The sequence below is a fragment of the Pedobacter sp. B4419 genome (assembly GCF_059693725.1).
Genome location: NZ_JCASSL010000002.1, coordinates 921,896 through 947,305, shown reverse-complemented (window position 1 = coordinate 947,305; position 25,410 = coordinate 921,896). Strand labels below are relative to the sequence as shown.

The following is a 25,410-nucleotide window of genomic DNA, read 5'->3' as shown; positions in this document are numbered from 1 at the left end:
TGTGGCTATTTTTTATTGGCCTTGAGCTCTTGTTCTTTTAGAATCAGAATCCTGTTTTTTCTTCTGAAATACCTCACAAAGAAAACAATGATGGATACAGGAAGTATAATCATCAGTATTTGCCAAATGACTAGTCCGATTTCAGTTGTGTGAAGATCCATTTCAATAATGTTTTTAAGTTTTACCGATAACAAAAATGCTGAATAAATTTGAATGGGATAGCTTAAAAACAAAAAAACTCCTGAATTTTGCTCAGGAGTTGCTATTATTTCGTTGAGTGAAATTATTTTTTGGTACTGTCGCCAGCTTTAGGGGTTGCTGCTGGTGTAGTAGATTTTGCAGGTGCACCACCACCGATAAGCGGAGGAGTTGCAGCCTTGTTGATCTGTTCATCAATTTTAGAACCTGTGCTCACGCTGCCGTTTCCAGATTTGCCAATGCTAGTAATAGCCAAAGAAGCTACTACAATTAGGGTTAACAATACCCAGGTGCCTTTTTCTAAAACATCGCCCGTACGTTGTACGCCAAACATGTTGCTGCCTGCGCCTCCTGTAGCCAAACCACCGCCTTTCGGGTTTTGGATCAATACAAAAAGACCTAAAGCAACACAAAAAATAACTAATAAAATGATTAAAAAGGTTACCATATATAAATAAGTTGTTAAATTTTCTTTTCTAAAGATTGAATAAGGTCGGCAAAGTAACGGCTTTTTTCTGGAAACTTCAAACTTAATTTTTCATAAGTGTCTATCGCCTTGTGGTAAAGCATCTGCTCGATATAAATAGCGGCCAAAGTTTCCGTAACCAAATCGTAATTGTCTTCGGCGCTTTTCTTGGCCTTGTTTTCGTTGTTGATCTGCTCTGGCTTTGGCGGACCGATCTGCGGCTCGCTTTTGATAAAAGCCTCTATAATTTCGTCGCCTTTGGTCAACGACCTTTCTGCAACTTCATTGCTGCTTATTTCGTTGGTGTTAAATGGCGTTTGGATATGAAAGATGTGCTCTACATACTGGTGTTGCAATTCTCCGGTAACCGGAGCTTGTGCCGGCGCTTTTGAAGTTACATAAGGCTGAAAAATCTGCTCGTGCTCCTTGCGGGTTTTGGCCAGCCACCATAAAAAGGTATAAGGAAGCTTGTCGTCGTTGTATTTGCTTACCGTTTGTGCCTCGGCATCTTGATCGTATTCTTCTGGCTGTGCAATAGGCGCAGCAACTTTTGCCGTCTCATCGTCCTGTTCTGTTTTGAAACTCTTCTCAAATGCGAAAAAGTCTGTAGCCACAATACTGCCAATGGCCATGTCATCACCTATGGATGCGGTTTGAGAAGTTGCATCAGTTGCAATCGAAACTTCAGTTTCCTCTTGTTCCGATATAAATTCATGCGCATCAAGCTCTGCAATTTCCTCGAAGGTTTCCTGCTCGTCGCTAGGCTGTTCTTCCTGAATTTGTACAGGTGTTTCTTCTCGAACTGCTTCCGCCACTGGTGCACCTGCTTCTATGATTTCCTCGAAGGTCTCCTGTTCGTCGCTTGGTGCTTCTTCGTGTTGTGCAGGTACTTCTTCTCGAACTGCTTCTGTCGCTGGTGCTTCTGCTTCTATAATCTCCTCAAAGGTCTCCTGCTCGTCGGTTTGGACAAGAGGCGCAGCATCAGCCGAATATTCTTCTTTTAAGGGATGGACCAGGTCAATGGCGGTAGTTGTTAAACTCTCGGGTCTGTAAATAACCTGATGTAACAAGCTACCGTTGTTGTAAAGCGCTGCTGTAGCCAAATGATGCTCATGTTCGGCATTGCCTAAGCTGGCTTTGGCCAATAACAGGTGCAGGGGTTGGTAGTAGGGATAGGCCTTCGCCAAATCGGCCAACATGGCAGCATTTGTCTGCGTTACCTGTGTAGGCTTGGCAAGTAATTCTGCTAATTGTTGTTTGATTTCTAAATCCAGCTCCATGCAGCTAAGTTAACGATTGAATTTCAAATCCTTTACCATTGTGCAAAAGCACGGTTAAAAATATTCTCGGTAAGCTTTACGTTTACCTCTTTAATGAGCCTTTGTTGCTGCGATTCTAGTGATTGGCCTGCCAAGGTAAAATCGGTAAAAGCAGTGAACGCTTCGTCAAAGCTTTGTTTAATCTTTCCGGTATCTACATTGTTGGTATACTTAACCTGAACGGTAATGGTGAGGCGGTTGGCGCCAGCCACCGGGCGGGTATTGTCTTGGATGGCAATAGGCTTGATGTCATACCCAGTAATCTTGCCTTCAAAAACAGCATCGGCCTCATTTTGGGTAATGATCAGCCTGCTTTGGTTACGGATCCGCTCTTTCAGGTCTTCAGTTAATGTTTGGCTCAGGTTGGGAACAACCAAGGGTGCAATGTTTTCGATATACTTTACGTTTACGGTCTTTAAGCCATCTGTCGATGCACCATTAAATTTATAGCCGCAACCGGCAACGACAAGAACAGCTAAAAAGAAAATTATTCGTTTCATAAACTAGAGGTTTAATTCTTTGATTTTTCTGTATAAGGTACGCTCAGAAATACCCAGCTCCTGTGCCGCAAACTTGCGTTTTCCCTTGTGTTTTTTGAGCGCCTTTTTAATCAGGTCCGATTCCTTGTCAACCAACGACAACGATTCTTCCACTTCCTCTGCATCGTGGGCGTAATTGAAATCTGAAGGGATATTGTTGGTAGGGTGCTTAATCGTCAATGTAGGCTCGTTGCTATTTAGAGGCTGCAAGTCTACGTCTTGGTACAGCTGGTTAATGTACTGCGGATTATCGGCCATAATATGCGCCGTATTGCCACCGTTCTGGATAATTTCAGCTACAAGTTTCTTCAGTTCCACCATGTCTTTCTTCATGTCGAACAGCACCTTGTACAAAATGTCCCTTTCAGAAAAATCTTCCTTGCTGTTGCCATTAATGGCCATTGGCAGGTTATTGGCTTGTTCGTTTGGAATATATTTGAGCAAAGCTTGTGCATTTACGTTTCTGTCTTTCTCTAAAACGCAGATTTGCTCTGCAATATTTTTCAGCTGCCTCACATTTCCTGGCCAGCTGTAATTGCTCAGCATCTGGATGGCATCTGGTTCCAGCTGAATGCCTGGACTGCGGTATTTGTCGCTAAAATCTGCGGCAAACTTGCGGAACAACAGGTAAACATCTTCCTTGCGCTCGTGCAATGCCGGAATACGCAAAGGCACGGTATTGAGCCTGTAGTATAAATCCTCACGAAACTTGCCTGATTTTACCTGGTTGTACACATCAACATTGGTGGCAGCGATGATACGCACATCTGTTTTTTGGACTTTAGATGAACCCACGCGCAAATATTCGCCACTTTCTAATATGCGAAGCAGGCGTGCCTGTGTGCCCAAGGGCAGCTCGGCTACCTCATCTAAAAAAATAGTACCGCCATTGGCTACTTCAAAATAACCTTTGCGGGCTTCGTGCGCACCGGTAAAAGAGCCCTTTTCGTGTCCGAATAACTCCGAATCAATGGTTCCTTCTGGGATGGCACCACAGTTTACGGCAATAAAAGCGCCGTGCTTGCGTGTGCTCATTTGGTGGATAATATGGGAGAAAACCTCCTTGCCGCTCCCGCTTTCGCCGGTAATCAATACCGACATGTCAGTTGGGGCAACTTGTCTTGCAATATCTATAGCTCGGTTCAGCAACGGAGAGCCACCAATAATGCCGAACCTGTTTTTAATATCTTGTATATCCATGTATGTCTGGTTTTGTTTGTTAGGGGGTTGGCGTAAGGCGCTAAGCGTATCGCTCTTAGTTAAACGCCAAACGCTTTACGCTAAACAACTACTTTCCCTATTAAAGTAGCCGAAGTACAGCTTTCTATATAAACATTGGCATACTCACCTGGTTTTACCGAATCGCTAACTGGGAAAACCACCATTGCGTTTTCGTCATTGCGCCCCCTGTATTCCTGATCCGATTTTTTAGAGAAGCCCTCAATCAGCACCTTAACGGTTTTGCCTACAAACTCTTCTAAACAGGCCAGCGAATCTTCCTGTTGCTTTTTGAAGATCTCGGCCAAGCGACGGGCTTTCACGTCTTCAGGTACATCATCGGCATATTTACGTGCAGCCAATGTGCCCGGACGCTCCGAATAAGAAAAAGTATAGGCGAAATTGTACTTGGCATAATGCATAATGCTCAGGGTATCTTGATGCTCCTCTTCGGTTTCGGTACAAAAGCCTGCAATAATATCTGATGAGATGGCGCAGCCCGGAATGATCCTGCGGATGGCATCGATACGCTCCATGTACCACTCGCGGGTATAGGTACGGTTCATCAGCGCCAACACCCTCGAATTGCCCGATTGCACCGGCAAGTGGATGTAGTTGCAGATGTTATCGTGCTTGGCAATGGTATATAAAACTTCGTCGGTAATGTCTTTAGGGTGCGAAGTAGAGAAACGAATCCTCAAATCGGGACTGATCCCAGCCACCATGGTGAGCAGCTGTGCAAAATTGACCGCTTCAATATCTTCGTCACTGGCTTTGGCCATGGTTGCCGGCAGATCTGTTTTATTGATCAATGCTTCTAGCAAGGCATCTCCGGCTAGCGTATTCATATCGTCGGCCAAATCTGTAGCACTGGCTTTTGCAGGCTGGGCTTTGCTCCAGCGGTACGAATCTACGTTTTGGCCCAACAAGGTTACCTCGCGATAGCCTCTGTCGAACAAATCTTGTGCTTCGGCAACAATAGAAAAAGGATCGCGGCTGCGTTCACGGCCACGGGTAAAAGGTACTACGCAAAACGAGCACATGTTGTCGCAGCCACGCATGATAGAGATGAAAGCTGTAATGCCATTGCCGGTTAAACGTACCGGGCTGATATCGGCATAGGTTTCTTCGCGAGACAGGATAACGTTTACTGCCTTGCGGCCATCTTCTACCTGGTTAATCAGCTGGGGCAAATCGCGGTAGGCATCTGGACCAACCACCACATCAACTAGTTTCTCTTCCTCCAAAAACTTAGCCTTTAGGCGTTCGGCCATACAGCCCAATACGCCCACAATCAATTTTGGGTTTCTTCTTTTTTCTACTCCAAACTGCGAAAGGCGATTGCGCACACGCTGTTCGGCATTCTCGCGGATAGAGCAGGTATTGATAAAAATCACATCGGCCTGGTGGTAATCGCCTGTGGTTTCAAAGCCGGTATCGGCCAAGATCGAAGCTACGATTTCACTGTCGGCAAAATTCATTTGGCAGCCGTAGCTTTCAATATACAGTTTCCTTCCGTCGCCTTTTTGCTGGGTTTCCAACAATAAAGCCTCTCCTTGGCGTTCTTCGTCGTGTTTCTTGTCGCTAAGCTGTAAATCTATCATCAGTGGATTATCAAAATTATGGGCTTCAAAAATACAAAATATAATTTGTAAATGACAAATTGTCAGCCTAAAAATCGGCTCTCCTTACAATTGGCAAACAATATGGCTCTGTTTATTGTATTAGAGGTATAAAAATCGATTATGCCGAAAAAAAAGCGCAGTTTCAAGAAAATAGCCTGGTGGATTGGAGGAGTATTGCTTTTTCTGATCGCTCTTTTGGGCGGGGCAGCCATTTATCTTGGCCAAAAATGGAAACCTCTGGTAAGCGCCAAGCTGAAGGAGGGCATAGCTGAAGCTTCTAATAAGCTTTATCGAATCGATTTTAAGGATGTGCACCTTAACCTGCTGAGCGGCAATGCCGTATTAGACAGCATCACGCTTACGCCCGATACCAATGTGTATAATCAGCTTAAGCTACAAAAGAAAGCGCCAACGCACTTGTTTAAAATCAAATTGGCGCATTTGAAGTTGAGCCGAGTGGGCATTTTGGGCGCCTATTTTAACAAAAAGATCAAATTGAATACAATTGTGCTCGATCATCCTTCTATCGACATGATTTACCATAAAGTGGCCAAACGCGAGGTGGCGAAAGACGATAGGACGCTTTATCAGCAAATTTCAAAAAGCATCAAGTCCATCAGGATTGGAAGCATTCAAGTGGTTGATGCCGATTTCGATTACTACAACGGCACCAAAAAACTAAACGCCATTAAGCACCTTGGCATTAATGTTAAAGATGTGCTGATTGATTCGCTGGCCGACCAGAATACTACGCGGGTTTTTTATACCAAAGACCTGAGTTTTGCCCTTAATGGCTATCAATCGATCACCAAAGACAAAATGTATACCCTTAAACTGGATACTTTGGAAGGTTCCATTAGCCGGAAGACTTTAAAAGTACGGGGCTTTAAGTTAATTCCCATGTATCCAGATGTAGAGTTTAGTCGGAAATACAAGGAGCAAAAAGACCGTTACGATTTAAATTTCAATGAAATTAACCTGAGCGGGGTCGATTTTATGGGCCTGAACAATGATGGCGAACTGCACATTAAAAAACTCGAACTGGGCCCAGCCAAAGTAGCTGTATTTATGAACCGCGGATTGCCGCCACCTAACTTTGACAAAGGCCGAAACTACCCACACGTAGCCTTGAAACGTCTGCCGATCCAAACATTAGTAGATACCTTGCGTGTAAACAAGATTGATGTGGCTTATACAGAATATAACCCAAAAGTGAGTGAACGAGGCACGGTAAGGCTAGAGAATTTAACAGGCAACATCTTAAACGTAACCAACGATTCGACAAGGTTGCTGCAACATGGCCATGCCTTGGCCGATCTGACTACTTATGTAATGGGCAAGGGCAAGATGAACGTGAAAATAGATTTCGACCTGAAGGCTAGCGATGCCGCATTTTCTTATACGGGAACAGTGGGGCCGTTTAACCTGCAAGTGCTCAATCCATTGTCTAAATCGCTCGGACTGATAGAAATAAAGAGCGGCAATGTTCAAAAAGTAGATTTTGCCGTGAATGCCAATGTAAGGCGCTCGAAGGGCAGTATGCATTTTTACTATACCAACCTGAAGGTGAACCTGCTTAAAAAAGGAGAAGACGGCGAGAAGAAAGAACGAGGTCTGTTGTCTTTCTTGGCCAATACCATCCTGATCAAAAATGATAACCCAACTAAAGGCGAAGCCGCAAGATCAGCTCAAATTGCTTTTGAGCGGGTGCCACAGGCTTCTTTTTTTAACCTGATGTGGAAAAGCATTTTTATAGGCATGCGCGAAACCGCGGGCATTGGCATTGTGCCGATGAAAAAAATGCCCGATCCCAAATCGGGCCCTCCCAAAGAACAAGGCAAGAAAGAGCGGGAAAGGCCAAAGAAGAAATCTTAATTTTGCACTTGTTGGTGTTCGTCACCAACAAGCTTTTTCAGAACGTTTGTGCTAAATCGTTGGTGAAGAACACCAACAATAGCCTAAAGCTGCCTTTGTTTTGTAGTGCAATGCCTTTGCACCGATTAGAGGCATTCCAGCTTTCCACTGTATCTTTTTTGCCAAATAAGGCAAAAAAGGATGCCGCTCCAATCTGGGCTATTTTACTTGGGCCTGTGCAAAGTAGCAGAGACTGTTGTTGCTAAACCTGATTGGAAGCGGTAGTTTTGAGGGAAGCGAAAAACTTTAGCAAAAAGCAGGACTAACGCTCAAATCAGATACTGCCAATGCTTTCCAAAAAAACTTCATGGTAAGCTTTTTTGCGCTTGTGATGTTTTTGAATTTGTTAGCGAAGAACAAGCGATAGCATAAAATTAATCGGTTTCTTGTATATTGGGGTGCACAAAGATGGAAACCACTAATAGGACAGAAAGACCGAAACGTAAATTCAAGCTGTTTAAATGGATTGTAGGGATACTGCTGTTTATAGCGTTGAGCCTGGTTGGTGCTTCTTGGTACATCAGCGTAAAATTTAGGCCTTTAATCAGGAAGGAGCTCAAAGAACTGGTGCAAACTACTACGCATGGTTTATATAGCTTGGATTTTGCCACCATCCATACCAACTTTATTACGGGCACGGCCACCATTGGCGATGTCAGGATCATTCCAGATACCAATGTTTTCAAATTGCAAATCGCAGCCAAAACAGCGCCCAATAACCTGTACTACATTCGGCTAAAAAAGCTGTCCATTAAAAAGTTTCGGCCATTTGATATCTATTTCAACAAAATGGTTGATGTAAAGCTGCTGCTGTTCGATAAACCAGAAGTAACGATGGTGAACAAGCATTTCGACTTTAACGACAATCGTCCGCCGAGGCCACGCAAATCGCCTTATGATTACATTGCCAAGCTCTTTAAATCGATGAGGGTTGAGCTGGTCGATTTTAAAAACATTAAATTGAAATACATTGATAATAATGGCCCGATACCAAAAATCGACTCTGTGGCCAATATGAACGTAACCTTGAAAGATTGGCTCATCGATTCGCTATCGGCACAAGATACAAGCAGGCTTTACCTGTTAAAGGATATTGACATCAACATCAGCGATTATGCCTATGCCACACCCGATAGCATGTATCATTTAAAAGTACATCAATTAGAATTTAATGCCAAAAGCGGAAAGCTCAACCTCAAGCAATTTGGGCTGGTGCCAAGGTATAGCGAAGGAACTTTTGCCAAAGTAGCGGGCTATGCGCGCGAGCGATACCATATCCAAATGAACAACATCAGTTTAAATGGAATTAATTTGCCTGCTTTTATCCAAAAAAGAGAGCTTTTTGCAAACGAAATGCATATTTCTGAAGGAGGGATCTCGGTATTCAAAAACGGAACCTTCCCCAAAATGGAAAAGGTAAGGACTGGTCGTTTTCCGCAACAGCTTTTGCAAAAACTAGACCTGATGTTGAGCATTAAAAAAATCAAGCTCAGCAATGTAAATGTCAGCTATGCCGAATTCAGCAAAAGAAGCCTCCAAAAAGGCAAGATTACCTTCGATAGGACTTCAGGCACGATCAGCAACGTAACCAATATACCCAAGGTAAAGGTAGTACAGCCCATAATGCAGGCAGATTTGGAAAGCTATATGATGGGGCAGGGCAAATTGAATGTGAGCTTTAAATTCGACCTGAACTCGCCCACAGGTGCTTTTGACTATAAGGGAACAATCAACAATATGGACGGGCGCAAGCTCAACCAGATTTCGAAACCATTGGGCTTGCTGCAGATCAACAAGGGCATAATCAAACAATTTGCCTTCGACATCAAGGCCGACGAGCAAATGGCCAAAGGCAAGGTAGAATTTAGGTTCAACGATCTTTCGCTCACTTTGCTTAAAAAAGAAGAAGGCAAGGAAAGGCTAAGAAGAAAAGCCTTGTTGTCTATTTTGGCCAATGCCTTGGTAATTTATGCCGATAATCCAGATTCGACAGGCAGGTTTACCGTAGCGCCAATCCAATTTGAGCGCAAGCCGACGGGCTCTTTCTTTAACTTTGTTTGGAAAACACTTTTTCAGGGCGTAAAATACAGCATTGGGGTTACGCCACAAAAAGAGGCTGAAATTAAGGCGAAGATTGCCGCATTCGAACAGATGAAAGACGATAGGGAAGACAGGAGGAAGCGTAGGCTGCAACGGCGTGAACAACGCGAAAAGGAAGAAGCCAACCGTAAATAAAAAAGGCTTGATGAAATTTACCGATCAAGCCTTTTTTATAATAAGAATCGTCATGCTGGACCTGATCCAGCATCTATCTTGGGTGAGATCCCGGATAAAGTCTGGGATGACGTTTTGAATATTAAACTACCCAGTTCCAGCCAAATTGGTCTGGAGCCAAGCCATAACGGATATCGTTTAATTTTTTGGCAATGGCCGGCGAAACAGTGCGGGTGCTTGCTTCAGACAAGGTATAAAGCTCACCATCATAACCGATGCTGCCAATTTGGGTAACCGTTGCGGCGGTACCTACGGCAAAGGCTTCGGTTAAAGTGCCATTTTTAGCACCTTCCAAAATCTCGGCAATCGAAACTTTTCTTTGTTCTACTTCAATGCCCATTTCTTCGGCCAAAACAATAATCGTATCGCGGGTTACGCCATTTAAAATGGTTTCGCCAGTTGCCGGAGTTACCAATTTGTTGTTCAAAATGAACATTACGTTGGCAGCGCCAGATTCTTCTACATATTTATGCTCGGCAGAGTCGGTCCAGATCAATTGATCAAAACCTTCTTTTTGGGCTTCGGCAAATGGGTGCAGCGAACGGGCATAGTTGCCGGCTGTTTTTGCATAGCCTACGCCGCCTTCATTGGCACGGGTATAATGGGTTTCGATTTTTACTTTTAGGGCTTTGGTATAATAAGGACCACTTGGATTGGCTAATACCACAAATTTATAGGTTGAGCTTGCCCTCACGCCCAATTCGGCATCGGTAGCAAACATTACTGGTCTTAGGTACAAAGAATAGTTTTCTTCGCTAGGTACCCATGCTTTATCGATATTGATCAAGCTGGCAATGCCTTGCATAAATACTTCTTCTGGTAGCGTTGGCATGGCCATACGTTCGGCAGAAATGTTAAAACGCTCAAAGTTTTTATCTGCCCTAAACACGCTTACATCGCCATTTGGCAACCGGTAGGCCTTCATTCCCTCAAAAATGGCTTGTCCATAATGCAAAGCAGAAATGGCTGGGCTCATGGCAATAGGGCCATAAGGCAGGATTTCAAAATTCTTCCATTCGCCATCTTCAAAATCTGCAACAAACATATGGTCGGTAAAGACCTTTCCGAAAGGCAGCGCATTGAAGTCTGTTTCTCCCAACCTCGAATGGCTGGTTTTTGTAGTCTTGATTTGTAAGGTATCTATCACGGTTTTAAAGATTTATTGCTGCAAAATTAGGGAAAAAACACGGTTAGGCGTAATTTATTTGTCATTTCGAAGTGTTTTCAATACACTAAGAACCCAAGATTTTCCCCATTCTTCAATTTGCTCTTCCGTCCATAAAAAGGGGTAAAAGATCCGTTTTTGGAAACGTGGTGGCAGGTATTTTTGCCAGTTGGTGCCTCCGGTTGCCGCAATGTCAACAGGATCTTTCTCCAGGTAACGCACGGCAGATTTATAATGCGATAAGGGCCATTCTACGTTTACATACAAGTCTAATTTGCGCAATTCTTCCGCCAATTCGCTTACATCTTCGCCTTTGCTGGCCAGTTGTTGGTACAGGGCCGAAAAATTGCTATGTTCTCGTTCTTTGGCCAGTTGCAGAAATTGGGCCGCATATTTTTTGATGAACTGTTTTAAGGTGAGCGTTTGTTTGCCTGTGGCCAATTCGGTAGCGCCGAACTTCCAATAAATGTATTCGAATTTTTCTTGGATGCTGGCATTTTTTAAGGCTTCGCGCTGGCTCTTGTCCACCAGTTGGGTAAAATCGGTAGCGCTGATTTCTATCATCCGGTACTGGCCCGACTGAAAGCCGCTGGCCGGCAACAGCGACATGCGGAATTTTAGGAACTGCTCTTTTTCCATGCCGTTTACCATCACCTCGAAAGAAGTAGTCAGGGCATTGAAATAGGCATTGATGCGTTTAACCCGTTCGGTAAAAAATTGGGCGCTCAGCTGCGGATGTTCGGCAATCTGTTTGCATTCATGTAGCGAGAGCTTAAAGTAAAGCTCGGTAATCTGGTGGTACATGATGAAAATTTCCTCGTCGGGGAAAGGTGTTTTCGGGCTTTGCAGGCTCAGCAAAGTATCCAAATGGATGTAATCCCAATAGGTGAGGAAATCGGCATATAAAAGGCCGTCGAGGTACGATGCCATATCCTGGCCCATTGCCTCGTATTTTTCTTGAAGCTTGTCGAGTTTGCTTTTAATTTCTGGAGTAAAATCCATGGCTGTATTTTTAAAGAGGTCGAGGCTAAAAACAGCACGACCAATTATTAATTAAATCTATTGTTTTGATGGACGTATACAGTCCAATAAATTAAAGAATTAATCGGCTAGCTGGGCCTGGCAATAACCAAACTAATGATGCGGGCCCATTTCCAAGCTTTAAAGGCTTCGGCAAAATTAAATAGGGAAGACGATGGGTTGTTCATATTGGTTAATAGGCTGCAATTTAGGGAAAATAAGTTATATGAATTCAACCGATTCCCGCTTTCGCATCCCTCGCTTGTTTTGTAAAGCTTTAATCGAAAAGCAAGGCTTGGAGCTCTTGGGCAAATATGGTCCTTTCCGTTCAATCGGGTTTAAAGCACCTAGGGCAATGCATTGTCGGTATTAGGATGCAAAAGGTTTTTGTTCAAGCACAAACATATTTCACTTCGCCATACGGCCTTTGCAGATTCGGAAGCGATAGTGGGTTGATTTTTTGTAGCAGCTTTTGTTTGGCACAGCACAAGCAAGATGGCCGAAGCAAAAAGCACAAGCTATCGTTTTGCAATACAATTCCGCGTCTCCATATTGCGCTGTTCAAGATCGGCACGACTAGCGCAACGAAGATGCAACAGCCTTGATTCTTTGGTCACTTTCTCATCAAGGAGAAAGGACTAGCCCCGCCGGCTAGGAGGCGGAATTCATCAATACAGCACCCTAAACTTAATGGTATGGTCTATTTTTTTCAGCGATTTGAACAACTGCTTATCATATTCGGCATTAATGTCGGTAATTGCATAGCCCAAAGTGGCATTGGTCATCAAAAACTGCCCCACGATGTTGATGTTGTGCTTGGCGAAAATGGTGTTGATCTGCGCCATAATACCCGGTACGTTTTTATGGATATGAATCAAACGGTGTGATTTATCGATGGCGGGCAACTGCAGGTTTGGAAAATTGCAGCTGAGGTAGGTAGTGCCCTTGTTCATGAAATCGATCATCCTTTTTGGCAAGAAAGAAACATTGCGGGGATTGTATTTCTGGTCGTCGAAAACTACGATGCCCATTTGGTTGCAGGTTTGCAGGGAAAATTTGTTCTTTACATTGCCTAAATAGCCAATGGTTTTCAGCTTCACGGCACGCTTGAGTTTTTCTTCTTCAATTTTTTCGCCATCGGCTAAAAGGATCATGCCTACATCGCCAACATATTTTTCTTCAAACGAAGTTTTATGCCTGATTGAAAGTCCATCTTTTTTGAGCAAAGCGATGCTCTCGGCGGGTACATCACCAATCACCAGACACAAGATCCTGTTTTTTGGATAGGAAATCGCCCTTGGCAAATTGTTTACATACAAAAACTCGTCGAAACTGGGCGTAACGTGGTCGGCTTTAGAAACGATGCTTTCGCGGGCAATGTTCTCTGTAAAGGCAAAGAATTTTTTGATCAGGCCACTTTCACGCAGCTGAAAATCAGAATAGCCATCGCCAATGCCATACAAATCGCCCTGTAGGTCTAGCTGACGCATCAATTTCACCTTGCCCCCTTCTTCGCTGAGCGGATTGGCATGGTCGTAGTCTATAATTTTGCCATCGCCGGTGGTAACAAAGGTATTAGCGTAGATGTTTTCTTTTTTGATATGGTATTGGCTCACTACCGGAGTGATAAATTCCTTAAATCCGCCAGAAACAATCAGTACTTCATCGGCATGCTTTTTAAAAAAGGCCTTGTTGCGCGAAAACGAACTTGAAACCTTTTTCTTTAAACGGGTAACCAACTGTTTCAGGTGGGCTTCATTGGCTTCGAGCAGCTTAACGCGCTGAGCCAAACTTTCTGAGAAGGAAAGCTTGCCTTCCATGGCCAGGTTGGTATAATCTTCGATTTTCTGAAAAATAGCCTCTTTTTCTGGATGTTTGCTCAATGAAATACGGGCTAGCTCATCTAGGGCCTCAACTTGGGTAAATGTGCTATCAAAATCAATAATGTAAAAGGCTTTCTTTGACATTTTTACGGAATAAATAAGATGTTGGCGATATTTTCAAAGCTAAAAGCACATCGACCTGCTTCTGCTATGCGCAAAGATAACAATACGTTGTAAATACTTGGGGTACTTGATAAAAAGCAGGAAACTTATTTCAAAGCTTCGCAAACTTCTTGTATGCTGGTTTGAAGCGGCTTGAATTGGATGGGAACTGCCTCGCTGATTTTGGCATTGCTGTAATAGCTCAAGTTGAAGCTGCTGCGGGCTGCATCTTTGGTAAGGGCGGGAGCCTTTCCGGTAAAAAGCGATGCCAGTTTGGCTGCTCTCCAGGCAATGCCTAGCATCCATGGCTTGGCTTCTGTTGAAGGTGCCTTAATGCCAAAGCCCTTGGCAATCGAAGCAAAAAAATCTTTATAGTTCAGGTTGTCGGCCGAAAGGGTGTAACGCTCACCCGTAATTTTGCTGTCCATGAGCAAGATCATACATTTGGCTACGTCCTCTACATCAACGATGCCAGTAGCCCCATCGGTGTAAAATTTAAGGCCGTCCTTAACCAATTTAAAAATAGCGCCGCTGCCTGTAAAGCCGGCGTTTTTGCCAATAATAACGGCCGGATTAACGATTACGGCATCCAAGCCTTCGGCAACGCCCCGCCAAACCTCCATTTCGCCCTCGTATTTGGAAATGGCATAAGAATGTACATGCGGATCGTACTCCCAAAAATCTTTTTCGGTAATCTGTTCGCCCTTTTTGGCATTGCCCAGGGCAGCTACAGAGCTTACGTGCAGTAATCTTACATTATGCTCCATGCAAAGATTAACCACGTTGGCAGTGCCTTCGATATTAACTTTGAGCAGTTTGGTCTTGTCTTTAGGATCGAAAGAAATGAAGGCCGCACAATGATAAACCTGCGTAACCCCATCAAAAGCATCTTCCAGTGTTTCTGGCTCGTTGATATCGGCAATGCGCCATTCAACCAAAGGATTGTCTTTGATCAGGGCTGGGATACTGGCAGTACTTCTTTTGATGGCGCGCACCTGCAATTGCTGATCGGTGAGTTGTTTGATCAGTTCTGCTCCTAAAAAGCCCGTTGCGCCAGTTACCAGTATCATATGATTTTTTTTAGGGAGTTCATTAATATATGCGCCCAAAAATAGATATTTGATGCCAACATTCATATCGCCATATGTCTTTATCAGATTTTTTTTCGCCTATCAATCCAGAAAAATTTAGTCCCAAGCAGGGATTTTATACCAGTCAATTGGGTTTGAAGGCCAGTTTTTACACAGATCAATTTCCTGATCTGGAAGAAAAGCAATATGATATTGCCATTTTTGGCGTGAATGATGATCGTGGAGCCGTAAACAACAATGGTTGTGCCTTGGCGGCAACGTACTTTAGGGAACAGTTTTATGCGCTTAACGAAGGCGCATTTACCACCAAAATCATCGATTTGGGCAATATCATTGCCGGCGAATCGGTTTCAGATACTTATTTTGCGGTAAAAACGGCAGTAGCAGAACTGGTCAAACTCAATATCCTGCCTATTATCATTGGGGGTGGCCAAGACCTTACCTATGCCCAGTACATGGCTTATGAAAGCTTGGAGCAAAAGGTAGATCTGGTGGTGGTCGATTCTAAATTTGATTTGGACGAAGACCAGCACGAAGGGGTCGAAACTACCTCTAATTCTTACTTGAGCAAGATTTTTCTGCACCAACCCAATTACCTGTTCAATTTTAGCAATATTGGCTATCAGACGTATTTTGTAAACCAGGACAGCCTGAAAGTGATGGACAAGCTCTATTTTGATGTGCACCGCTTGGGCGAGTTTTTGCCTGATATGACTTTGACGGAGCCAATTATCCGCAATGCTAACATGATCAGTTTTGATTTGGGTGCCATCCGCTCTTCAGATGCCTGCGCCAATATCAATGCAGGTCCGAATGGTTTTTATGGCGAAGATGCCTGTAGGATTGCCCGTTATGCTGGAATGAACGACAAGCTGACTTCTATCGGTTTTTATGAATTCAATCCGGCCTACGATCGCAATGGACAAACCGCGATGTTGCTGGCGCAAATGGTGTGGTATTTCTTGGAAGGATTTTACAACCGCAAACAGGATTTTCCTTTAACACCAAAATCGCAGTACATCATTTACAGAACAAGTTTAAAGGATGGCTCCGGAGAAATGAATTTTGTAAAAAGCAAACGTTCGGATAGGTGGTGGATGCAGGTGCCTTATCCTTCAGGCATCTCCAAAAACGAAAGATACCACTTGGTTCCATGCAGATATGAAGATTACAATACGGCCGTAAATGGCGAAATGCCGAACCTTTGGTGGCGTACCTATCAGAAACTCAGCTAATTTTACGTTAGAATTTTAGTATCGGAGCTAACATTTGTTATATTTGATTTATAAAGTACCTAAACTTATATTATAAAACAATGAAAAGATTAATCTTATCAGCCATTTGCCTTTTACCTATGGGCGTAATGGCACAACAAGCCTTTACAGTTAAAGGTAAGGTTGGAAGTCTTAACGAACCAGCCAAAGCATTTTTATCATACCGCGCAGGTTCAAGCCAAGTAATAGATTCTGCTGTGATTAAGAATGGCGAATTTGAATTTAAGGGAACTGTTGACGGACCTACGTCAGCTTCTATTAGGGTTAAACATGACGCGGCGCCTGTTGATCCTGCAAAACGAGTACCAGCTGATGCATTAAACATGTATCTTGAGGGAACGACGATTAACATTGCTTCAGCAGATTCTATTAAAAAAGCAAAAATTACTGGTTCAAAAATTAACGACGATAATGCAAAGTTTAAATCACTGTTTAAAGAAATGGATGAAAAAACAGCTGTGTTAATGAAAGAGTACAATACCTTTACTCCTGAACAGAAAAAAGACACTGTTTTTATGAAGCCATTTATGACTAAGTACGAAGCAGTGAATAAAGACAGGGAGCCGTTAACCAAAAAATTTGCAGAAGAAAACAAAGATTCTTACATCGGTCTATCGGCTTATAGAAGTGTAATGGGCTATGATATCGATCCTAAAGTTGCCGAACCAGAATTTATGAAATATTCTGCTGCCGTAAGAGCAACCAAATTGGGCAAAGATATACAGATGGTAATAGAGGGAGCCAAGAAAACCCAAATTGGGATGACTACCGATTTTACCCAAAATGATCCTGATGGCAAGCCAGTAAAGCTTTCTGATTTTAAAGGAAAGTATGTATTGGTTGATTTTTGGGCTTCTTGGTGTGGTCCTTGTAGAGGAGAGAACCCAAATGTAGTGGCGGCCTTCAATAAATACAAAGACAAAAATTTCACAATTTTAGGTGTTTCTTTAGATGGTGGAAATACACGTACCACAAAAGAAGCTTGGTTAAAAGCAGTTAAAGATGATAATTTAACCTGGACTCACGTTTCTGATCTACAGGGATGGGACAACGTAGTTTCTAAAAGCTATGGTATTCAAGGCATTCCTTTTAATTTCCTTGTTGATCCATCAGGTAAGATCGTAGCTAAAAATCTAAGAGAAGAGGCTTTGCATAAAAAACTAGAAGAATTATTAGGTGGAAAAACCAAATAATTTAAAGTAAGCAAGTTATAACATTAAAAAAGTCTTCTGATTTTTCAGGAGGCTTTTTTAATGTTCAGTGTTTTGACTTTTTGCGATTTAAGCTATTTTACATCAAATCAAACCCGATATCTTCTCTAAAATATTTGCCATCAAAATAAATGCGGGCAGCATCTGCAGTAGCGTGTTGTAGGGCCTCAAATTGACTGTCTTGCACGCTGGTAATGGCCAACACTCGGCCACCATTGGTTTTTACCTGTCCGGTTTCGAAGGTGGTTCCGGCATGGAAGGCATACGAATCGCGGATGTTTTCTAAACCTGCAATGGCTTTGCCTTTCTCGTAAGGTCCAGGGTAGCCACCGGCAACAATCATTACCGTAGCTGCACATTTATTGCTAATTGCCAGCTGATAACTATCCAGCTTTTTATTGGCACAAGCTTTAAATAATTCTACCAAATCGCTTTCGATACGTGGAATAACACTTTCGGTTTCTGGATCGCCCATGCGACAGTTGTATTCGATTACATAAGGCTTATCGTCTACTTTAATCAAGCCGAAAAAGATAAAACCGGTATAATCGATCTGGTCTTTGATCAGGCCATCGATAGTTGGTTGTATAATGCTGGTCTTGATATCGGCTAAGAAAGCCTCATTGGCAAACGGAACTGGTGAAACAGAACCCATGCCACCGGTATTCAATCCGGTATCGCCCTGGCCAATGCGCTTGTAGTCTTTGGCCTCTGGCAAGATCACATAGTTTTTGCCATCGGTCAGTACAAAAACAGAAAGCTCAATACCGGTTAAAAACTCTTCGATCACTACGGTTGCGCCGGCTGTGCCGAACTTGCCACCCAACATCAATTTGAGTTCTTCTTGGGCTTCGGCTGTATTGTCAATAATCAATACTCCTTTTCCGGCTGCCAAGCCATCTGCCTTTAAAACTACTGGCAAAGCATGATTTTGTAGGTAGGCCAGGCCTTCATCCAGGTTTTCGTTGGTGAAAGATCTCGATTTAGCTGTAGGAATGCCATGGCGTTCCATAAACTGTTTCGAAAAATCCTTGCTGCCTTCCAAAATGGCGCCTTCTTTTTTAGGGCCGATAACCGGAATGTGTGCCAATTGCTCGTCGTTGCTAAAAAAGTCATGCACTCCGTTTACCAAGGGCTCTTCTGGACCAACCACCAATAAGCCAATGTTTTCTTTTAAGGCAAAAGCTTTGATGGCCTCAAAATCGTTGGGGTTAAGGTTGATATTTTTGCCATAGACACTGGTTCCGGCATTGCCGGGTGCTATAAACAAAGTGTCGCATTGGGCCGATTGGCTCATCTTCCAAGCAAAAGCACATTCTCTTCCGCCAGAACCAAGGAGTAAAATATTCATCAATAGTGTTTTTTCTATGCCAACAAAGATATTGCTTTCTGTTCAGAAGCAGGGATAAAATCTAAAGAAAGCTATTTGGCAGGCAAATTGGCAGTGAAATGGATTTGGAATTGTATTTGCTATAAATCAGATTTCTGTATGTAAAAGATTAAAATTAGATTTGCCGCTAGAATGAGACACCTCGTTACCATATCTCTTGTATTTTTTAGCCTTACGCACTTGGCCAAAGCCGAGCGTGTAGAGGATTTGAGGTATTTGAGCGATAGGTACTGCAACAAGCAGCAGATAGGCACCGAAATCGTTTCTCTGGGAACTGCCCAGCAAGACCACGATAGAAATCCCTTCTTTTTGTCTTATAACGATTTAAGTACCATAGGCATGCTTCCAGAAACAGAAGCAGCTAAATATAGCACACCCAATCATTTTGTTGCCGATCTGGCAACCAGGGAGCAACCCAGAAACAACAGCCCCTAAAGATTTCCTATTCACATCAAGCCTATTAAAGGCATTTGGAGCCAAATGCTCCGCCCGCAAAGCCAAGCTGACCTATGAAGGCCGACGTTTGGGTGTTGCGAATTGAACATTTTTGAATATACACAAACACCACCATACACATGTTAGGATTTTTAGCCAAGATATTTGGAAGCAAATCAGAAAGAGATATTAAGGCATTACAGCCCTTAGTGCAGCAGATTAATGAGGCATATGCCAAACTTTCGTCGTTAAGCAATGACGAATTGAGAAATCAGACTACAGAGTTTAAGGCAACGATTGCCGAAGCATTGGCCAACATCGATGCACAGATTGCCGATGTAAAACAAAAAGCAGAACAACAAGACTTGCCTTTGCATGAAAAAACTGCTTTATACGATGAAGTTGATGCCCTGGGCAAGGAACGTGATGCAGAATTGGAAAAGGTATTGTTGCAAATCATGCCTAATGCCTTTGCCGTAGTAAAAGAAACTTCGCGCCGCTTTAGCGAAAACGAAAATCTAGAAGTTACCGCAACCCAATTCGACAGGGATTACGCCGCGCGCAAAAGCAATGTAAAGATTGTTGGCGATAAAGCACTTTGGGCAAACAGATGGGATGCGTCTGGTACCGAAGTACTTTGGAACATGGTTCACTACGACGTACAGTTGATCGGTGGTATGGTTTTAAATAGCGGTAAAATTGCCGAGATGGCTACTGGTGAGGGTAAAACCTTGGTAAGTACATTGCCTGCCTATTTAAATGCCTTGGCTGGTCAAGGAGTACACATTGTAACGGTGAACGATTACCTTGCACGACGTGACTCGGAGTGGAACGGACCATTGTTCGAATTCCATGGCATCAGCGTCGATTGTATCGATAAGCACGAGCCAAACTCGCAAGAACGCAGAAATGCTTATTTGGCAGACATCACTTACGGTACAAACAATGAATTTGGTTTCGATTACCTGCGCGATAACATGTCACAAACGCCAGACCAATTGGTACAGCGCAAATTGCACTTTGCCATGGTGGATGAGGTCGATTCGGTATTGATTGACGATGCCCGTACACCATTGATCATTTCTGGTCCGGTGCCATTTGGCGATCAGCACGAATTTTATGAGCTTAAACCACGTATCGAGCGTTTGGTAAATGCCCAAAAGGCATACATTACCCAAGCCTTAAACCAGGCCAAAACGTTAATCAACAGCGGCAATACCGGAACCGAAGAAGGCGAAGGTGGTTTGGCGCTATTGCGTGCGCATCGTGGTTTGCCAAAAAACAAAGCCTTGATCAAATTCTTGAGCGAAGGCAGCGTTAGACAAACTTTGTTGAAAACAGAGAACCACTATATGGCAGATCAATCTAAGAATATGCCTAAAGTGGATTCTGAGTTGTTCTTCTATATCGACGAGAAAAACAATCAGGTAGAATTGACCGAAAAAGGTATCGAATTGATTACCCAATCTGGCGAAGATGCACATTTCTTCGTATTGCCAGATGTAGGTACAGAGATTGCCGAAATCGAGAAATCAAGTTTGAGCAGCGAAGAAAAAATCGCCAAAAAAGACAACCTGATGCGCGATTACTCTGTAAAAGCAGAGCGTATCCACTCGGTAAACCAGTTGTTAAAAGCCTACACCTTGTTTGAAAAAGATGTAGAATATATCATAGACGAAGGCAAAATCAAAATCGTTGATGAGCAAACCGGCCGTATCATGGATGGCCGTCGTTATTCAGACGGTTTGCACCAAGCTATCGAGGCTAAGGAAAATGTGAAGGTTGAAGATGCCTCGCAAACTTATGCCACCATTACTTTGCAAAACTTCTTCCGTATGTACCACAAACTTTGCGGTATGACGGGTACAGCAACCACCGAAGCCGGTGAGTTTTGGTCAATCTATAAATTAGACGTGGTAGAAATTCCTACCAACCGACCAATGTCTAGAAAAGACCAGCAAGACTATGTTTACAGAACCGTAAGGGAAAAATACAATGCCGTTGCCGAAGAAATCGTAAAATTAACAGAAGCAGGACGTCCGGTATTGGTAGGTACTACTTCGGTAGAGATTTCTGAATTGTTGAGCCGTATGCTCAAATTACGTGGCATCAAGCACAACGTACTGAATGCGAAATTGCACCAGAAAGAGGCTGATATCGTGGCCGAAGCCGGTCAGGCAGGCACCGTAACCATTGCAACCAACATGGCTGGTCGTGGTACCGACATCAAGTTGGGCCCAGGCGTAAAAGAAGCTGGAGGTTTGGCCATCGTAGGTACCGAGCGTCACGAGTCTCGTCGTGTAGACAGACAGTTGCGTGGTCGTTCAGGTCGCCAGGGAGATCCGGGAACTTCACAGTTCTTCGTATCCCTAGAAGACAACTTGATGCGTTTGTTTGGTTCAGAACGTATTTCAAACATTATGGTGAAAATGGGTATCGAAGATGGCGAAGTAATTCAACACTCGATGATCACCAGTTCTATCGAACGTGCACAGAAAAAAGTAGAAGAAAACAACTTTGGTATCCGTAAGCGTTTATTGGAGTACGATGATGTGATGAACTCGCAACGTACGGTAATCTACTCTAAACGTAAAAATGCCTTGTTCGGCGATCGTTTGGATGTTGACATGAACAATATGGTATTCGATGTGGCCGAAGATATCGTAACCGAATACAAAGAAAGCAGCAACTACGAAGGCTTCAGGCTAGAAGTCATCAAAAATTTCTCGGTAGACAGCAACATTGCAGAGAGCGAATTCAATTCGAAGAACATCAATACTTTGACTGATATGTTGTTTGACGAGGTGACTACTTTCTATGCCCGTAAATCAGAAGGAACCATCAATCAGGCGATGCCGGTATTGAAACAGGTATTTGCTGAGCGTGGCGATCAGATAGAGCAGATCGTGGTACCTTTCAGCGATGGCATCCGTCATATTCAAGTGCCTGTTGATTTGAAAAAAGCAATCGACAACAATGGCAGGGAAGTAACTAAGGCCTTCGAGAAAACCATTATTTTGGCCTTGATCGATGACAGCTGGAAAGAGCATTTGCGCGAAATGGACGAGTTGAAACAATCGGTTCAAAATGCGGTTTATGAACAAAAAGATCCATTGATTATTTACAAAATGGAAGCTTTCAACTTGTTTAAAGGCATGTTGAGCGTGGTAAACAAAGAAGTGGTAAGTTTCTTGTTTAAAGGAAGCATTCCTGTACAGCAAGATGCAGATGAGGTAAAAGAAGCCAGGGCACCAAGGCCACAGCCAAGCAACCTGCGCATGTCAAAGCCCGAATTCAACGAATCGAGCAGCAGTGCAATGCCAATGGAAGATACCCGCGAAATGGCGCCACAGCAACCCATTCGTAAAGAAGCAACCGTTGGTCGTAACGAACCTTGCCCATGTGGCAGTGGCAAAAAGTACAAAAACTGCCATGGTGCTAATGCATAATTTGTAATACCAGATAAGAATGCCGAATTTTGCAAAAAGTTCGGCATTTTTTTTGCCCCGAAATGGCCTTGAAGAGCCAAGCTGTTATGATGAAAAAAATATATCTGTTTCTGGTTTTTGTATTGTTTGCTCAATTTGTCTTGGCGCAGGCCAAAGGCGAGCTCACCATCATTAAAGACCCGCGTATTGATAGCCTGATCGCCAAAAGGGCAGAGCTCAATAAAAAGAAAGCTACTACCACCAATCCAGGCAGTACCGCTATTGTTTCGGATATGGGCTACCGGGTACAAGTTTTCTATGGATCAGACCGGCGCGAAGCCTTTAGCGAACAAAGCCGTTTCAAGAGCAATTACCCTAAAACAGGAACCTATATCACTTATAAAGAACCAAATTATTACCTGCGCGTTGGCGATTTCAGGACGAAGATGGAAGCCCAGCGCTTCTTAAACGAATTGAAGACCAGCTATCCTACCCTTTTTATTTTTAGGGAAAAGATCAATGCGCCAGAATTGGAAGAAGTAAATAAATAGCTTCTTCGCCATAAAAAAACATACGATGAAAGATAAAGTACAAGAACTAGCTGCCAAAATATATAACGACGTAGTGGGCTATCGTCACCATATCCATGCCAACCCAGAACTTTCCTTTAAAGAGTTTGAAACCTCATTGTTTATTAAGGATAAGCTAAAAAAATGGGGCATCGAATATACAGAAATGGCCAATACGGGAGTTGTTGCCTTGATTAAAGGCGCTATTCCTTCAGATCAGGTGGTGGCTTTGCGTGCAGACATGGATGCCCTGCCTATCCATGAAGCCAATGATAAGCCTTACCGTTCTAAAAACCATGGTGTAATGCATGCCTGTGGACACGACGTACACAGCTCATCACTTTTGGGTACGGCCTATATCCTCAACGAATTGAAAGCTGATTTTGCAGGAACCATCAAATTGGTGTTTCAGCCAGCAGAAGAACTGTTGCCAGGTGGTGCCAGCATCATGATCAAAGAGGGTGTATTGGAAAATCCGAAGCCAAATGCCATGATCGGACAACATGTGATGCCGTTGATCGATACCGGTAAAGTAGGTTTTCGTTCGGGAATTTACATGGCCTCTACCGATGAATTATATGTAACCGTACATGGTAAAGGCGGTCACGGCGCACAGCCACACCAAAATATCGACCCTGTTTTGATTACAGCACATATTATTGTGGCCTTGCAACAAATCGTAAGCCGCAATGCCGATCCACGTTTGCCGTCTGTACTTTCTTTTGGCAAAGTAAATGCCAATGGGGCGACCAATATTATTCCGAACGAGGTAAAACTTGAAGGTACTTTTAGGACATTGAACGAAGATTGGAGAAACGAAGCCCATAAACTCATGAAGAAAATGGCCGAAGGCATTGCCGAAAGCATGGGCGGGAGCTGTACTTTCGATATCATGCGTGGCTATCCCTTCTTGATTAACGAAGAAGAACTAACCGATAGGGCAAGAACCTATGCCGAAGATTATTTAGGCAAAGAAAACGTAATCGACCTGGATATTTGGATGGCGGCAGAAGATTTTGCCTATTATTCGCAAGTAACAAATGCCTGTTTTTACCGTTTAGGTACAGGTAACGAAGCCAAGGGAACCCAATATTCGGTTCATACGCCAAATTTTGATATCGATGAAGATGCCTTAAAAACCTCGACAGGTTTAATGGCCTACATTGCATTGAAACAGTTGGGTAACTAGGTAAAAGGTAAGACGGAAAATGGAAGAAGGGAAATGTAAAGACGCGTCACCCTGGACTTGATCCAGGGTCTCTCTCGAGATAGATGCTGAACCGAGTTCAGCATGACGATGTATTTTCGGGCAGGATATTTGTATTTAAAGAACTAGATGAAGAAATTATTGCTATTACTGGTTACAACGATGCTTACATTTGATGCGGCTGCGCAGCAAATCCAACGTTTTAATCCAGATACCATTCCTACCATACAGCTCGATTCGGTGGTTAACATCAAGTCTAAACGACTGAATGTAGAAACCTTTATCGATGCCATCATCAACGATACCAGTTTTTATCAGGCTTTTCGCAACATGAAGAAATATACTTTTATTGCCGAAAACAGGGTTTTTACCTATGATAAAAAGAACAAGGTTGATGGCCGTATCTATAGAAAAATCAAGCATAACAACGACGGACCTTACAAGATGGAATACTTGGTAAAGGAAGACAACGGCAAGATCTACAAGAAAAACGGGAAATATCAATTATACACCGTTGAGATGTTCGATTACATTTTTATGAATGCCTATAATACCGATTTCGTGCCCAACTCGGCACCAAGCACCGAAAAAGGCAAGGGTGGCACGAACGAAAGCTATAAAGACAAGCTTAAAACCTTGATTTTTAATCCCGGAAGGCCCATTAAAGGCTTGCCATTTATAGGGAACAAAACACAGATTTTCACGGCCAATATGCGCCAATATTACGATTATACCTTTTATAGTGGAACTTACTTGGACTCAATCCCGGTCTATCGCTTCAAGGTGTCGGTAAAGCCCGATCTGAGCAGCTGGACCAAAGATGGTTTGATGATCAAAGAGCTTGTTACTATTTTCGACAAGCGGAATTTCGAGATATTGGGTCGTTATGTAGACATGAAATACAGCAATATGCTTTTCGAGTTTGATGTGCAGATGAACATAGAGATGAGCTATTTTGATGAGGTGAAGCTGCCTACTAAAATTACCTACCAGGGCAATTGGGACTATCCATTTAAAAAAGAGGAACGGGCCAGTTTCCTGATCCTTCATAAAGATTACAAACTGGGCAAAGGCAAATAGTT

Annotated in this window: 19 protein-coding genes; 9 read left to right on the top strand and 10 right to left on the bottom strand. The window is 43.2% G+C overall.

What is annotated here, in order from left to right:
* Window positions 1-283: 283 nt before the first annotated feature.
* The 5 genes from secG to AC570H_RS15645 all read right to left on the bottom strand — a co-directional run bounded on the left by secG (window position 284) and on the right by AC570H_RS15645 (window position 5,344).
* Complete coding sequence (secG, locus tag AC570H_RS15665; RefSeq protein WP_497356476.1) at window positions 284-646, bottom strand: preprotein translocase subunit SecG; 363 nt, start codon at window positions 644-646, stop codon at window positions 284-286.
* A gap of 14 nt (window positions 647-660) precedes the next feature.
* Window positions 661-1,944 (bottom strand): DUF8458 domain-containing protein, encoded by a 1,284-nt coding sequence (locus tag AC570H_RS15660; protein WP_497356474.1) that lies wholly within the window; start codon window positions 1,942-1,944, stop codon window positions 661-663.
* 32 nt (window positions 1,945-1,976) lie between these two features.
* Window positions 1,977-2,483, bottom strand: a complete 507-nt coding sequence (locus AC570H_RS15655) for an LptE family protein (protein ID WP_497356472.1) — start codon at window positions 2,481-2,483, stop codon at window positions 1,977-1,979.
* A gap of 3 nt (window positions 2,484-2,486) precedes the next feature.
* Entirely contained in the window at window positions 2,487-3,722 is a 1,236-nt protein-coding gene (locus tag AC570H_RS15650; protein ID WP_497356470.1) for a sigma-54 interaction domain-containing protein, read from the bottom strand.
* An 80-nt stretch (window positions 3,723-3,802) separates the two neighbouring features.
* On the bottom strand, window positions 3,803-5,344 hold the full coding sequence (locus AC570H_RS15645) for a MiaB/RimO family radical SAM methylthiotransferase (protein ID WP_497356468.1): 1,542 nt from the start codon (window positions 5,342-5,344) through the stop codon (window positions 3,803-3,805).
* A 141-nt stretch (window positions 5,345-5,485) separates the two neighbouring features.
* Here AC570H_RS15645 and AC570H_RS15640 point away from each other — a divergent pair, with 141 nt between their 5' ends.
* Both AC570H_RS15640 and AC570H_RS15635 read left to right on the top strand, forming a co-directional pair.
* Window positions 5,486-7,240 carry an AsmA family protein gene (locus tag AC570H_RS15640; protein WP_497356466.1) on the top strand — a complete coding sequence of 585 codons (1,755 nt, stop codon included), beginning with the start codon at window positions 5,486-5,488 and terminating at the stop codon, window positions 7,238-7,240.
* Window positions 7,241-7,687: 447 nt separating this feature from the next.
* The gene (locus AC570H_RS15635; RefSeq protein ID WP_497356464.1) at window positions 7,688-9,514 is read left to right on the top strand and encodes a hypothetical protein; all 1,827 of its coding nucleotides are present in this window, start codon (window positions 7,688-7,690) and stop codon (window positions 9,512-9,514) included.
* Window positions 9,515-9,635: 121 nt separating this feature from the next.
* Here the strand turns inward: AC570H_RS15635 and AC570H_RS15630 are convergent, their stop codons facing one another.
* From AC570H_RS15630 to AC570H_RS15615, 4 genes are all read right to left on the bottom strand, one after another.
* Window positions 9,636-10,700 (bottom strand): branched-chain amino acid aminotransferase, encoded by a 1,065-nt coding sequence (locus tag AC570H_RS15630; RefSeq protein ID WP_497356462.1) that lies wholly within the window; start codon window positions 10,698-10,700, stop codon window positions 9,636-9,638.
* A 54-nt stretch (window positions 10,701-10,754) separates the two neighbouring features.
* Window positions 10,755-11,720: a tryptophan 2,3-dioxygenase family protein gene (locus AC570H_RS15625; protein ID WP_497356460.1), complete on the bottom strand. Its 966-nt coding sequence runs from the start codon at window positions 11,718-11,720 to the stop codon at window positions 10,755-10,757.
* Between the two features lie 686 nt (window positions 11,721-12,406).
* On the bottom strand, window positions 12,407-13,705 hold the full coding sequence (locus AC570H_RS15620) for an HAD family hydrolase (RefSeq protein WP_497356458.1): 1,299 nt from the start codon (window positions 13,703-13,705) through the stop codon (window positions 12,407-12,409).
* A gap of 125 nt (window positions 13,706-13,830) precedes the next feature.
* Window positions 13,831-14,793: an NAD-dependent epimerase/dehydratase family protein gene (locus AC570H_RS15615; RefSeq protein WP_497356456.1), complete on the bottom strand. Its 963-nt coding sequence runs from the start codon at window positions 14,791-14,793 to the stop codon at window positions 13,831-13,833.
* A gap of 74 nt (window positions 14,794-14,867) precedes the next feature.
* Here AC570H_RS15615 and AC570H_RS15610 point away from each other — a divergent pair, with 74 nt between their 5' ends.
* Window positions 14,868-16,049, top strand: a complete 1,182-nt coding sequence (locus AC570H_RS15610; protein WP_497356454.1) for a formimidoylglutamase — start codon at window positions 14,868-14,870, stop codon at window positions 16,047-16,049.
* Between the two features lie 80 nt (window positions 16,050-16,129).
* The gene (locus tag AC570H_RS15605) at window positions 16,130-17,281 is read left to right on the top strand and encodes a DUF4369 domain-containing protein (RefSeq protein WP_497356452.1); all 1,152 of its coding nucleotides are present in this window, start codon (window positions 16,130-16,132) and stop codon (window positions 17,279-17,281) included.
* 97 nt (window positions 17,282-17,378) lie between these two features.
* On the opposite strand, the gene purD is transcribed toward AC570H_RS15605, so the two are convergent.
* Window positions 17,379-18,650 carry a phosphoribosylamine--glycine ligase gene (gene purD / locus AC570H_RS15600; RefSeq protein WP_497356450.1) on the bottom strand — a complete coding sequence of 424 codons (1,272 nt, stop codon included), beginning with the start codon at window positions 18,648-18,650 and terminating at the stop codon, window positions 17,379-17,381.
* A 171-nt stretch (window positions 18,651-18,821) separates the two neighbouring features.
* Here purD and AC570H_RS15595 point away from each other — a divergent pair, with 171 nt between their 5' ends.
* The 5 genes from AC570H_RS15595 to AC570H_RS15575 all read left to right on the top strand — a co-directional run bounded on the left by AC570H_RS15595 (window position 18,822) and on the right by AC570H_RS15575 (window position 25,408).
* Window positions 18,822-19,124, top strand: coding sequence for a hypothetical protein (locus AC570H_RS15595; protein WP_497356448.1), 303 nt, complete (start codon window positions 18,822-18,824; stop codon window positions 19,122-19,124).
* A 140-nt stretch (window positions 19,125-19,264) separates the two neighbouring features.
* Complete coding sequence (secA, locus tag AC570H_RS15590) at window positions 19,265-22,573, top strand: preprotein translocase subunit SecA (protein ID WP_497356446.1); 3,309 nt, start codon at window positions 19,265-19,267, stop codon at window positions 22,571-22,573.
* Window positions 22,574-22,659: 86 nt separating this feature from the next.
* Complete coding sequence (locus AC570H_RS15585; protein WP_497356444.1) at window positions 22,660-23,103, top strand: SPOR domain-containing protein; 444 nt, start codon at window positions 22,660-22,662, stop codon at window positions 23,101-23,103.
* A gap of 25 nt (window positions 23,104-23,128) precedes the next feature.
* Window positions 23,129-24,310 carry a M20 metallopeptidase family protein gene (locus tag AC570H_RS15580; RefSeq protein ID WP_497356442.1) on the top strand — a complete coding sequence of 394 codons (1,182 nt, stop codon included), beginning with the start codon at window positions 23,129-23,131 and terminating at the stop codon, window positions 24,308-24,310.
* Window positions 24,311-24,457: 147 nt separating this feature from the next.
* The gene (locus AC570H_RS15575) at window positions 24,458-25,408 is read left to right on the top strand and encodes a hypothetical protein (RefSeq protein ID WP_497356440.1); all 951 of its coding nucleotides are present in this window, start codon (window positions 24,458-24,460) and stop codon (window positions 25,406-25,408) included.
* The last annotated feature ends 2 nt before the right edge of the window (window positions 25,409-25,410 follow it).